Here is a 12,389-nt window from a genome sequence, read left to right on the forward strand (position 1 = left end):
CAGATGGACACAAACCGGATTTCCCCGCTGTACCGCACCGCACCGGGCGACAGCGAAACCGCCCTGCCCCAGGGTCTGCGCGCGGAAACGGCGGCCCGGTCCGACCGCGCCTATGTCACCCTTGTGACGAACCCCGATTACCTGCCGGGGGCCGAGGCGCTGCTTCGGTCGCTGAAGCTGACGGGCACGCAGGCCGATCTGGTGGTGATGCATCGCGGCCTTGGCCCGGCGCATCTGATGCGGCTGCGCGCGCATGGCGCCCGGCTGATCGGGGCGGATCTTCTGCCCACCTCTGACGGGTTCGACCGGGCCCATGCCCGCGACGCATTGCACGCCCGCGCGGCCTTCACCCAAGGCGGCAAGCCCGACTTCCACACGCCGCTGGACAATTTCGTCAAGCTGCGGCTGTGGCAACTCGATTACGAGCGCTGCGTCTTCATCGACGCCGATGCCGTGGTGCTGCGCAGCGTGGAGAAACTGTTCGACCTGCCCGAGTTCTGCGCCGCCCCCAATGTCTATGACGGGCTGGACGGCTTTCACCGCATGAACTCGGGGGTGTTCACGGCGCGGCCCAACCTCCGCACGTTCAACGCAATGATGGCGCATCTTGACCGGCCAGGGGTCTTCTGGCGGCGCACCGACCAGACCTTCCTGCAGGATTATTTTCCCGACTGGCAGGGCCTCTCGATCCATCACAACATGCTGCAATACGTGTGGATGAACATGCCCGAGCTGTGGAGCTGGGAAGACATCCGCATCCTGCATTTCCAGTATGAAAAGCCCTGGCAGGACCATGACAAGTCGCATCTGCTGCGCCCGCTGATCGACCTGTGGCGCGCCATTGCCGAAGGCCATCCGGTGCCCGACCTGGCAGCCCAGGTCCGACCCGCCGCCTGATGCGCATCGCCCTGACCGGCGCCTCCGGGATCGTCGGCGGCTTCGTGCTGCGGGCGGCACAGGCGGGGGGGCACCAGGTTACCTGCCTCGACCGCAGCAGCGGCTTTCACCTGGGCCACGCGCCCGACCTGTCGGGGCATGACGCGCTGATCCATTGTGCCTTCGCCCATGCCCCCGGCCGTTACCGCGGCGGCGAGGGCGACGACCCTGGCGGCTTCCTCCGCCTGAACCGCGACGGGACCCGCCGCCTGTTCGACGCAGCCGTCCGAGACGGGACAGGCCGCATCGTCTTCCTGTCCTCGCGCGCGGTTCATGACGGTTATCCGGCAGGAGCCAAGCTGGCCGATGACCTGCCGCCCCGCCCCGCCAACCTTTATGGCCAGGTAAAGGCGGATGCCGAGGCCTATCTTGCCCAACTGCCTGTCAGGGGCACATCGATTCGCGCAACGGGCGTCTATGGCCTGCCCGGCAAGTGGCGCGACCTGTTCAGCGACTATCTGGCGGGTCGCCCGGTCCCGCCCCGGATAGCCACCGAGGTTCACGGCGACGATCTGGCCGCGGCGATCATGCTGCTTCTGGATCAGCCCGCGCCGCCCGGCCAGGTGAATTGCAGCGACATCATCCTCGACCGCCATGACCTTCTGGCCGAGGTCCAGGCCTTGACAGGCTGCACCCATCCCCTGCCGGCGCGCGCCGATTCCGCGCCCCTGCGCATCCAGTCATGCGACCGGCTGCTGGCGCTCGGCTGGAAGCCCGGCGGCATGGCAAGGCTGCGCGCCACCTTGCCCCATCTTCTGTGCTAGAACATCCTCGGGGCTAGGGCGCCCCAGGCGTCCGCAGCGGGTCCGATGACCCCCTGTCCGCCAATGCCGCAAGGATCAGGCCCGGCGGATCGAGGCCATGCCCAGAACCCGCGCACGCTTGCGCGGATCGCTGTCGAACAGGGCCGCCAATTGCTCGGTTATTGCGCCTGCAAGCTGATCCGCGTCGGTGATCGTGACCGCGCGTTCGTAATAGCGCGTGACGTCATGGCCGATGCCGATTGCCAGCAACTCGACCATGCGCTTCTTTTCCACCATGGCGATCACGTCGCGCAGGTGCTTCTCCAGATAGTTCGCCGGATTGACGGACAAGGTCGAATCGTCGACCGGCGCCCCGTCGGAAATCACCATCAGGATCTTGCGCGCCTCGGTCCGGCGGACCAGCCGCTTGTGGGCCCATTCCAGGGCCTCGCCGTCGATGTTTTCCTTCAGCAGGCCTTCCTTCATCATCAGCCCCAGGTTCGGCCGCACCCGCCGCCAGGGCGCGTCGGCCGACTTGTAGATGATGTGGCGCAGGTCGTTCAGCCGACCCGGCTGCGCAGGACGGCCCGCCTGCAGCCAGGCCTCGCGGGACTGGCCGCCTTTCCAGGCACGGGTGGTAAAGCCCAGGATCTCGACCTTGACGCTGCAGCGTTCCAGCGTGCGGGCCAGCACGTCGGCGCAAATCGCCGCGATGCTGATGGGCCGGCCCCGCATCGAACCCGAATTGTCGATCAGCAGGGTCACCACGGTGTCGCGGAACTCGGTATCCTTTTCGACCTTGAAGGACAGCGGAGTGGTGGGATTCGCCACCACGCGCGCAAGCCGACCGGCGTCCAGAACGCCTTCCTCCTTGTCGAATTCCCAGCTGCGGTTCTGCTGGGCCTGCAAACGGCGCTGCAGCTTGTTGGCCAGCCGCGACACCGCGCCGCGCAGGGGTTCCAGCTGCTTGTCCAGATAGGCCCGCAGCCGTTCCAGTTCGGCCGGGTCCGCCAGGTCCTCGGCGCGGATCTCCTCGTCCCAGGTCTGGGCGAAGACCTTGTAGTCGGCGCTCGCCTCGCTGACCGGGGGCGGCAGGTCGGGCGGGGTTTCCGACTCGGGCATCTCGGCTTCGTCGGTCAGCTGCTCGTCGGACTGGTCGTCCATGCTGACCTGGGCCTGGCGCTCGTCCTGCTGCTGTTCCTGCGACCGCTCGGGAGACGCCTCGGCATCCTCGCTGTCGTCCTGGTCGCGGGACTGGTTGTCGCCCGCTTCCTCGTCCTGCTCGGCATTCTCGTCAGCGTCGTCCTCGTCCGGCTGGTCGGGATCGTCGCCCAGCTGGTCGGCATAGCCCAAGTCGCTGATGACCTGCCGCGACAGGCGCGCGAATGCCGCCTGGTCGGCAAGCACCTCGTTCACATGCGCCAGGGAACCGCCCGCCTGCTGTTCCACGAAAGGGCGCCACAGATCCGCCACATGCTGGGCGCCGCCGGGAAGCTGCCGGCCCGTCGCGGCCTGGCGCAGGATATAGCCGGCAGCCACCGCCAGCGGCGCGTCGGCAGGCGCCTTGATCTGGGCATAGCCCTTCTTTTCGGCATCGGCGCCGATGCGGGCATCGATATTGGACAATGCGCCCGGCATGTCACGCGCGCCAAGCGCCTCGCAGCGCGCGGTTTCCATCGCCTCGTAAAGCTCTCGGGCCATGGGGCCGGCGGGGGCAAAGCGGGCATGGGTCGAGGCATCGTGATGGCGCATCCGCATCGCCAGGGCATCTGCGGTTCCCCGGGCCTGAAGCACCTCGTCGCGGCCCATGCGGCGGCTGACCTGCGGCAGGCGCATCGTGTCGCCCGCCACGCCCGAGGGATCGGCGCTGAATGTGACGTTCAGTTCCCGGTCGTCGGCCAGGGCGCGGGTGGCCTCGGACAAGGCCTTCTTGAACGGGTCGGCGGGGTTGTCGGACTTTTTCATAAGGATTGATAGAACACCGCTGCGCCCGTCAGGCAAGGGCACATGTGCGCGAATGCAGGCCGTGCTGTGCATCGCCGCATGCCGAAAGGATGAACCAGGTCCGCGAAACAAGGTTATTCTGGCGCCGCCATCATAAGGAAAGGACGACGCACATGACCAAGCCGCGGATCGGCATCATCATCAGTTCAACCCGAGACACGCGCTTTGCAGACAAGCCCGCGCAGTGGCTGTTGGACAAGGTCAAGGACCATCCGGACCTGGACTTCGCGCTGATCGACCTGCGCGACCAGGACCTGCCCTTCTTCAACGAGGCGGCCTCGAACCTGTGGATGCCGTCCAGCGATCCGCGCGCCATAGCCTGGCAGGAAAAGCTGGCAGGCTTCGACGGCTTCGTCTTTGTGGTGGCGGAATATAACCGGTCGATCACCGGGGCGCTGAAGAACGCGCTGGACCAGGCCTACAAGGAATGGAACCGCAAGCCGTTCGGGGCCCTGGCCTATGGCAGCATGGGCGGCGCCCGCGCCCTGGAGCATCTGCGCCTGATCGGGATCGAGCTTCAGATGGTGCCCTTGCGCAATGCCGTCCATATCGGCGCCGGAGACTTCTTCAAGGTCTCGCCCTTGGGTGCGAACGCGCCAATGAGCGAGATCGAAGGAAACCTGGAAGGCTCGTTGAACGCGATGCTGGAAGAACTGACGTGGTGGGCGAAAACGCTGCAGGCCGCGAAAGCCTGACATCCGGATCGGGCAGCACCGCAAGGCGCTGCCCGGCTGCGTTCAGAAGCGGTCCAGATGGGCGTCGATGGCCGCGGCGATCTCTCGCCGGATCACGGCCCGCAGGTTGGCCGAGAAGCGCTGGCCCAGTTCGCCGTTCAGTTCTTCCTGCACCATCTCTCGCAGAAGCTCGCGGATCGCGCGGTCCTCGTCGTCGGCGTCGGCCACCGCGCGCTGCTCGGCGTCGAAGGCCGCAGCCTCGGCGGCCAGATGGGCGACCGTGTCGACGGCACCGTGATCGGGCGACATCACCCAGCCTGACGCCCGCTGTTCGGAGAGCTTGCCCGCGGCCAGAGCCACGGGCTTCGGTTCCTCGATCTCGGGCCGCATCCGGGCCTTCCAGTCGAAGGCTTCGGCGAAATCGTCCTCGTCCTCGGCGCTGTCGTCAACAAGGGCCGAGAAGCTGTCGGCCGCCGGGGCGGGCGCGGCTTCGACCTGCGGGGCCGCTTCGCGAAGCTCGGGGCGCAGCCAGGAACGCCAGCCAGACGGCTTGGGGGTCTCGGGTTGCTCGACCCGGCGTTCGGCGCCAAGGCGCAGCGGGGCCGCGTCCGCAGGGGGAACGACCTCGGGCCTGGCGCGGAGGATGAACTGCGGGACCGGTGGCGTCTCGACCACCTCCTCAACCGCCGGGGCCGGCGCGGGACGCACGGCCGTTTCCACCATCTGCCGGGCAAGCGCCGCGTTGCCGCCGTAACGGCGGGCCAGAAACTCGCCCGCGTCGTCCTGGACCAGGCCGGTGCGGTCGGCGCGGATGCTGTCACGGGCGGAACTGAGCGCATCGTCGTCCGCGATCATGCGGCGGATCGCGGTCAGGACATCGCCGATGTCCTCGGAAAGGCGGGCGGCGTTCTGCGAGAAGCGGGGATCAGCCATGGTGACCCCCGCCGTTCAGGGCATCAGTCGCGCCCGATCGCGCGCAAGACGCGGTCAAGGCTTTCGCCCTGCTTGCTGGTGTAGGGCGCGTCGCGCACGGCGTTGTAGTACTGCGAAGGGTCATAGGTCGGAATCCCCAGGTTCAGGTGTTCTACCGTAAGACGACCCATAGCAGCGAGAAGTTGATAATGTGCTAACTGGAGCTGCGCTTCCGCCGTGATCTTGTCGGCGCGGGCTTCCAGAAGCGATTGTTCCGCGTCCAGCACGTCCAGCGTGGTACGCGCGCCAAGCGCCGCTTCCTCACGCACGCCGTTATAGGCCTGCTGGGCTGCGGCGATCTGTTCATCGATGGCGCTGATCTGCGCGCGCGCCACGGCAATGTTGGCCCATGATTCGCCGACCTGCTGGCTGATCTGTCGGGACACGTTCAGCAGCACCGACCGCGCCTGATCCCGCTGGGCCATTGCCTGGCGGTGCTGGGCAGGCAACCGCCCGCCGGAATAGATCGTCTGGCTCATGGTGAGGCCGACCGAGGCGCTGTCGCGGGTATCGTCGGCACCACCCAGCGTGGCCTGGGGACTGCGCGTGATGCCCGCCCCGATATTGCCCGTCAGCCGGGGATTGCGCTCTGCCGCGGCGGCGGCGACGCCCAGTTCGGCGGCCGCTGCCCGGCGCTGCGCCTGCGCGATCAGGGGGTGGTTGCGCTGCCCGATCGCCCGCGCCTCGTCGACCGAGGCGGGAAGTCGCGGCAGCGGCGGGGGCGCGTCCAGACGGCCAGGCAGCCGACCTGTCGCGGCCAGATAGCTTTCGCGCGCGATTTCCAGATCACCCTGCGCCGAAGCCAGCCCTGCCTGGGTCTGCGCAAGCTGCGCATCGGCCAAAGCCACGTCGGTGACGGTGATTTCACCCACGTCAAAGCGGTCTTGCGCGGCCTGGCGTTCGCGGGTCAGAACCTCGACCGAGTTCTGTTGCAGGGCAACCCGCTCGCTCGCCTGCCTGATGTCAAAAAAGGCAACTGTGGCCGCCAGCAGGATGTCCTGTTCGACCGCGACAAGGCCCTGGCGGGCGGCAAGCACCTGCTCTTTCACCGCGTCAATGGCCAGTTGCGACCGGCCCCAGTCGTAAAGGGTCATCTCGGCGCCGATCTGCAGGCTGGTCGAACGCGAGGTGGTATAGCCCGTCAGACCCTCGGCCCGCTGCACGGTATGGCTTGCGGTCCACTGGACCACCGGGCGCAGCGCCGAGATCGCGATGGCCACATCCTCGTCCGCGGCGCGCAGGACGGCGCGGTTCTGTTCGATCAACGCCGAGTGGCGATAAGCCGCGACCATCGTATCGGCCAGCGACTCGGCCATCGCCGATTGCCCGCCCAAGGCCATGACCGCGCCAAGGGCAAATCCGCCAAGGATGCGCAGCCCCCTCACAGCGAGAAACTCCGCGCGCGTTGGAAGCCGGGCAGCAGGGGCGCGCCTGCGTTGAAGCCATAGCGCCAGACGACCCGCCCGCCGAAGCAGTGACCGATGCGCACGACGCCAAGCGCGCCTTCCAGGAACAGCGCGGCGATGCGGCCGCCTTCCTTCAACTGGGCGAGGATCGCGGGCGGAACCTCCTCGACGCCGCCATTGATCAGGATTGCGTCATAGGGGGCCTGCCGCGGCGCGCCCTGCGCCAGCGGCGCGTTCAGCACCGCGACGTTGAAGACGCCCGCCTCGGACAGGCGCCGTTCGGATTCGGCGGCCATTTCGGCGTTTTCCTCGATCGCGACGACGGTCTGGACCAGGCGGGCCAGGACGGCGGCCGAATATCCATAGCCGCAGCCCAGATCCAGAACCAGGTCGTCCGGCTGCAGATCCAGCATGTCGATCATCTTGCCCAGGGTCCGCGGTTCCAGCAGCACCCGACCGCCGCCGAGATCCAGGTTCTCGCCCGTATAGGCCACCGCGCGGCGGGATGCGGGAACGAAATCCTCCATCGGGACCGCCAGCATGGCCTCGATCACGGGGAACTTTGTGACATCATTGGGGCGAACCTGCGTGTCCACCATCATGGTGCGACGCATGGCGAAATCGCTCATCTCCGGGAACCTCTGCGAGCTGCTTTAGGGCTTATTGCCACGATTCCGGGGGTCCCGCAACGCTGCACGTTCCCGTCTTGCAAGCCGCGCGGCCTTCCTCTATTCCATGCCTACCTTTCGGCGGCGGGTTGGCGGAGAGGTTACGCAGCGGATTGCAAATCCGTGAAGACCGGTTCGATTCCGGTACCCGCCTCCAAGGGTTTCCCCCATCCAAAGGATACCGGCCCGTCAGGCCTTGGTTTCGCGCCGGAACCTGACGGACATCTGCCATGGCGCGCCATAGGTCAGCCACAAAGCCGAGACCCACCACAGCGCAACCATTGCCCAGACATCGACCGCCATGCGGCGCAGGATGCCCTGGTCCAGCGGGTTCATCTGGAAGGCGTCGCCCAGCACCGACAGAAGCACGCAGGCGAGAAAGGAAAACAGCCCGCCCCGTCCGATCTGCTGCAGCGCCACGCCCAGGCGGCTTGCAGCCATGCGCTCCATGATCCCCGCCAGGGGAACGGCGACCAGCCAGCTTGCGCCCATGATCGCCATGTAGCGGGTGCCGTCCAGGTCCCATTTGCCGATCTCGCCGCCATAGATCAGGCGCAGTGCGTCGCGGAAGGCAAGCGCGGGCTCGCCGATCTTGGCGCCGATGATGATGGCGGTGCCGAACAGGAACATGCCCGTGGACAGGACCGTCAGCAGCCTGCGGTATTGCATCAGGACCGGCATGACCTGCTTGCGGAACAGGCCCATGGCGATGCCGGAAAAGAACAGCATCTGCCAGCCGAAGGGGTTAAACAGCAGCCCGCCAAGGCGGTGGTTCGGGACAAAGGCGTTCAGCACCGGCGCAAAGCACCACAGCACGAACGACCCGGCGGCAAAGCCGACCGGATAGCGCAGCATCAGCGGCACCAGGAACGGGACCGATGCCAGCAGGATCACGTAGACCGCCAGCACGTCCAGCAGGTTCGGCTGCAGCCACATGCTGGCCAGCACCCCGAAGAAGCCGATCGGGTTTTCCAGCACCCAGATCGCATATTGGTGCCAGATCGCCGTGTGGTCCATTTCCAGGGCCAGCAGCCCGGCCGAGACAAGCGCCATCAGCATCCCGCCGAAGACGAGGGCGCGCCAGACCTCGAAGGCGCGGCGGCCAAAGCGCCATTGCGCGGCACGCCGGCCCTGTTTGGTCTCGACCGAAAGCCAGACCATGCCGACCAGGAAGCCCGACAGCAGCACGAACAGTTCCGCCGCATCGAAGATCGAGAAGTTGGCCAGCGTGAACCACCGCATGGCCGAGATCGGCATATGGTCCAGCATGATGCAGACAAGCGCGTAGCCGCGCAGCATATCCAGGGCGATCAGCCGCTTCATAGGGGAAGGACGCTCCACTGGCGCAACAGGGCGGGATCCGACACCAAGGCGTCGGTTTCGTCGCGGGTCAGGTAGTCCAGGGCCTGCGTCTTGGTCCCGGCATGGGCGATCTTGGCGCCGGCGGTGATGCGGGCCAGGCGCTTGTCTTCCGGCAGGACCGGGTTTTCGGGCAAGAGCGCGACATGGCGGTCGATCTGCGCCTGGTTCCCGCCAAAGGCCAGCAGGCCCGCCGCGCCCTTCAGGGGGCGGGGCATCGCGCGGACGACCGCACTGGCATCTGACAGCACCGCCGGCGGGTCGCGTTCCTCGGGCGTGACCAGCAGCCCGCGCATCCGCGCCCAACGGCCAAAGACGGGGCTTGCCGAATAGCGCGAGGTCACAGGCGACAGGATCAGCCCGGCCAGGATCGGCGACAGCCAGATCAACTGCGCGGGCGAAAACTGCGCCAGCACGATCAGGGTGCCGATCCCAAGCCCCACATGAACCCAATGCCGCGCGATCACCACGTTCCAGTCGGGCATCGACCCGGCACGGACCTGGGCGTTCCAGCCGCTGTCGCGACCGCGCAGGATTTCATAGATCTGGCGAGTCTGGATCAGCATCTGGACCGGGGCGATCAGGGCCGACAGCAGGATCTCGAACAGGGAACTGGCGAAGATCCGCACCGGGCCGCCCGAATTGCGCGCCAGGGGCCGCAGCCAGGCGCGGAAGGTGGCGATCAGCTTGGGCAACAGCAGAAGAGCCATCGACACCACGAACAGCCATAGCATCCGGCGGGCATCGAAGACCGGCCAGTCGGGGAACAACTGATAGGCGTTCGGGAAATATTCGGGCGTGGACAGCAGCACCGTGGCCGACAGGACCAGACCCACCAGGATCAGGGCCAGCCACAGTGGGCTCATCAGGAAGCCCAGGATGCCGATGGTGAAATGCGCAAGCGTCACGGCCCGCGCGCCGCGCATCCCGAACAGGCGGGAATGCTGCAGGTTGCCCTGCGCCCAGCGGCGTTCGCGCACGGCCATGTCCAGAAGCGTCGGCGGGCAGCCTTCGAAGCTGCCGCGCAGGTCGTGGTCCAGACGCACCTTCCAGCCCGCGCGGCACAAAGCCGCCGCCTCGACGAAGTCATGCGACAGGATGGTCCCGCCAAAGGGCGGCCTGCCGGGCAGGCGCGGCAGCCCACAGGCAGATGCAAAGGCCGTCATGCGGATGATGGCGTTGTGGCCCCAGAAATTGCCCGTGTCGCCCGACCAGGCCGAGACGCCGCGCGCGATCATCGGCCCATAGACGCGGCCCGCGAACTGGGTCAGGCGGGCAAAGATCGTCTCGCCGCCCACCAGGATCGGCATGGTCTGGATCAGCGCCAGACGGGGATCGGCGTTCATCCGCGCGGACAACTCGCGGATCGTGGCGCCGGTCATGATGCTGTCGGCATCCAGCACCACCATCTGGTCATAGCGCCCGCCCCACCGGCGAACGAAGTCGCCGATGTTGCCCGTCTTGCGATCCTCGTTGGTGATGCGGCGGCGATACCAGATCGGCAGGGGCGACATCCTGCGCGCCGCATCGATCACCATCGTCTCGTTCACGGCGATAACCGGGTCGCGGCTGTCGGACAGCACGAATATTTCGGCCCGGTCGGCCATGCCTTCGCGTTCCAGTTCCCGGGCAAGGGCGGTCAGCAGGCCGATGCTTTTCTGCGCATCCTCGTGATAGATGGGCATGACGACGGCGACGCGGGCGTCGTTCGGCCCCTGCGGCGTCGTCAGGCGGGACGCGAAAAGCCCCGCCAGAACGTTGCAGAAGGAAAACCCAACCCAGGCGAAGGTGGGGGCGAACAGCGCCAGCAGCGCCCATTGCATCGGCGTCGGATTGTCGCCGAAGGTCCGCAGCATCTGCATGAAGCCGATCACGGCGATGGCCGCGGTGCCGCCAAAGCTGACAAGGCGCGCCATCCAGACGCGCCAGCCGTTGTGGACGCGCGGGAAGGCCAGGCGCGGGCGCGCGCCGAAATCCTGCACCGGCATGGCCAGTGGCGATTCGGGCGGGGTTGCGGGCATCCGGTCCGGGACCGGGAAAACGCGCTCGACGCTCATGCGGTCCAGCGAGCCAGCCATGTTTCGCTCTGCGCCACGCCGTCGGGCGTGGTCAGCACCGCCTGCAGGTCGGCCAGCGCAGCATTGCCCGGCTCGAACTCGAAGGCCAGGCGCAGCACGCCCTGGTCGGGCAGCGGCTTCAGATAGGCATGGACAATCGTCCCGGCCGAGGTGGTGACCTGCGATTCCGGCAGCGTGTCGGTAAACAGCGACAGGTCGAAATCCACGATCACGCTGCGCGCAGCCTGCGAATTGATCGAGCGGCCGCTGCGAACCTGGCGCACCTTGGCCAGGGGAAGGTCATTGGCCGGCAGCGCCGCGAAGATCAGCCGATACCGGAACTCGTGGCGCTTGTCGCGGGCCAAGGGTTCCTTCGGAACCCAGCAGCTGACGATGTTGTCGTTGAACTCGTTCTCGACCGGTATCTCGACCAGGCGGACCTCGCCCTCGCCCCAGTTCTGCTCGGGCTCGATCCAGGCCGAGGGGCGCAGGTGATACAGCGCCTCGGGATCCTGGTAATGGTCGAAATCGCGGCTGCGCTGCACAAGGCCGAAGCCGCGCGGGTTGTTGTCTACGAAGGACGCGATCTGCAGGGTCTTGTGCGCGCCCAGCGTGCGCCACAGGGCCTGGCCCGCACCCGTATGCATTTCCAGCCCGTCGCTGTCATGGACGGCGGGGCGGTAATCGTCCACCTCGCGCCGGCTGGCCGGGCCGAACCAGAACATCGAGGTCAGGGGCGCAAGCCCGGTATTCTGCAACTCGACCCGCGGGAACAGCGCCACGCGCGTGCGCACGATCGTCGAAGCACCGGGATTGACGTCGAACTGATAGGCCCCGGCCACCGACTTGCTGTCCAGAAGCGCATAGATGCGCACCCATTCGGATGTCTCGGACGGCTCCTGGATCCAGAAGTCGGTGAACAGCGGGAATTCCTCACCGTCCGGGCTGCCGGTCTTGATCGCAAGCCCGCGCGCCGACAGGCCATAGATCGTGCCGCGCGCCACGGCGCGGAAATAGGTCGCGCCCTGGAAGACCAGGAACTCGTCCATCACGCCGGGCCGGTTCAGGATCGTGCGCAGGCGAAAGCCCGACCATCCCATCTGCCCCTTGTTCTGCAGGTCCGCCCCATCGGGGAATTGCGACGGGTCGAATTCCAGAAGCGACGGGTCGAATTCCAGCCGGTGCGGAACGCCGTCGCGCACGATGCTGATATTCACCGGCTCATAGAAGATCGCGCCGGGCGGCAGAAGGTCCATGCCAAAGCGCGGGTTGCCCGCGAAGGGATCGCGGTCGCGGCGAAAGCGGATGGCGCGATACTGGTCATAGGTCAGGTTGGCAAAGCTGCCCACCTGCTCGGCAACCGGCTGTTCATAAACCCGCGTGGCGCGTTCCGACGCCAGGGATGCCACTTCCTCGAAACCGAAGGTGGTGGGCGGCGCGGGCGGCGGGGTGTTTTCCCCCTCGCCGGCTGATGCCGCCTCGTCCGTTGCTGTCTGCGCCTGCGCAGGCATGGCCATGAACGACCCTCCTGCGGCCAAGGCGGTCGCTGCGTTGAGAAAATGACGGCGTT

At 67.0% G+C, this 12,389-nt stretch carries 10 protein-coding genes and 1 tRNA gene; 4 read left to right on the forward strand and 7 right to left on the reverse strand.

What is annotated here, in order from left to right; genetic code table 11:
- Window positions 1–3 precede the first annotated feature (3 nt).
- Both IE224_RS13440 and IE224_RS13445 read left to right on the forward strand, forming a co-directional pair.
- Window positions 4–897, forward strand: a complete 894-nt coding sequence (locus IE224_RS13440; RefSeq protein ID WP_229849381.1) for a glycosyltransferase — start codon at window positions 4–6, stop codon at window positions 895–897.
- Window positions 897–1,700, forward strand: coding sequence for an NAD-dependent epimerase/dehydratase family protein (locus tag IE224_RS13445; protein WP_191311076.1), 804 nt, complete (start codon window positions 897–899; stop codon window positions 1,698–1,700). Before IE224_RS13440 ends, IE224_RS13445 begins: the two co-directional genes overlap by 1 nt.
- A gap of 75 nt (window positions 1,701–1,775) precedes the next feature.
- On the opposite strand, the gene cobT is transcribed toward IE224_RS13445, so the two are convergent.
- A complete protein-coding gene (gene cobT, locus IE224_RS13450; protein WP_191311077.1) occupies window positions 1,776–3,644 on the reverse strand; it encodes a cobaltochelatase subunit CobT in 1,869 nt (622 codons plus the stop codon).
- Between the two features lie 152 nt (window positions 3,645–3,796).
- Between cobT and IE224_RS13455 the strand changes: the two genes are divergently transcribed.
- On the forward strand, window positions 3,797–4,378 hold the full coding sequence (locus tag IE224_RS13455) for an NADPH-dependent FMN reductase (protein WP_191311078.1): 582 nt from the start codon (window positions 3,797–3,799) through the stop codon (window positions 4,376–4,378).
- Window positions 4,379–4,420: 42 nt separating this feature from the next.
- On the opposite strand, the gene IE224_RS13460 is transcribed toward IE224_RS13455, so the two are convergent.
- The 3 genes from IE224_RS13460 to IE224_RS13470 are packed head-to-tail and all read right to left on the reverse strand — an operon-like array spanning window position 4,421 to window position 7,364.
- Window positions 4,421–5,290, reverse strand: coding sequence for a hypothetical protein (locus IE224_RS13460; RefSeq protein WP_191311079.1), 870 nt, complete (start codon window positions 5,288–5,290; stop codon window positions 4,421–4,423).
- A gap of 23 nt (window positions 5,291–5,313) precedes the next feature.
- Window positions 5,314–6,714: a TolC family outer membrane protein gene (locus IE224_RS13465; RefSeq protein WP_229849382.1), complete on the reverse strand. Its 1,401-nt coding sequence runs from the start codon at window positions 6,712–6,714 to the stop codon at window positions 5,314–5,316.
- The gene (locus tag IE224_RS13470; RefSeq protein ID WP_167622687.1) at window positions 6,711–7,364 is read right to left on the reverse strand and encodes a protein-L-isoaspartate O-methyltransferase family protein; all 654 of its coding nucleotides are present in this window, start codon (window positions 7,362–7,364) and stop codon (window positions 6,711–6,713) included. Before IE224_RS13470 ends, IE224_RS13465 begins: the two co-directional genes overlap by 4 nt.
- Window positions 7,365–7,486: 122 nt before the next feature.
- On the opposite strand from IE224_RS13470, the gene IE224_RS13475 reads away from it, so the two are divergent.
- Window positions 7,487–7,560, forward strand: a tRNA-Cys gene (locus IE224_RS13475).
- A gap of 32 nt (window positions 7,561–7,592) precedes the next feature.
- Here the strand turns inward: IE224_RS13475 and opgC are convergent.
- Genes opgC through IE224_RS13490 form a run of 3 tightly spaced genes read right to left on the reverse strand, consistent with a single transcriptional unit; the run spans window position 7,593 to window position 12,336 of the window.
- Window positions 7,593–8,726 (reverse strand): OpgC domain-containing protein, encoded by a 1,134-nt coding sequence (gene opgC, locus IE224_RS13480; protein ID WP_191311080.1) that lies wholly within the window; start codon window positions 8,724–8,726, stop codon window positions 7,593–7,595.
- A complete protein-coding gene (gene mdoH, locus IE224_RS13485; protein WP_191311081.1) occupies window positions 8,723–10,840 on the reverse strand; it encodes a glucans biosynthesis glucosyltransferase MdoH in 2,118 nt (705 codons plus the stop codon). Before mdoH ends, opgC begins: the two co-directional genes overlap by 4 nt.
- Window positions 10,816–12,336 (reverse strand): OpgD/OpgG family glucan biosynthesis protein, encoded by a 1,521-nt coding sequence (locus tag IE224_RS13490; protein ID WP_167622690.1) that lies wholly within the window; start codon window positions 12,334–12,336, stop codon window positions 10,816–10,818. The genes mdoH and IE224_RS13490 overlap by 25 nt, the downstream gene beginning before the upstream one ends.
- Window positions 12,337–12,389 lie beyond the last annotated feature (53 nt).

Origin of the sequence: Paracoccus aerius (assembly GCF_014656455.1) — a bacterium.
Lineage (GTDB): Bacteria > Pseudomonadota > Alphaproteobacteria > Rhodobacterales > Rhodobacteraceae > Paracoccus > Paracoccus aerius.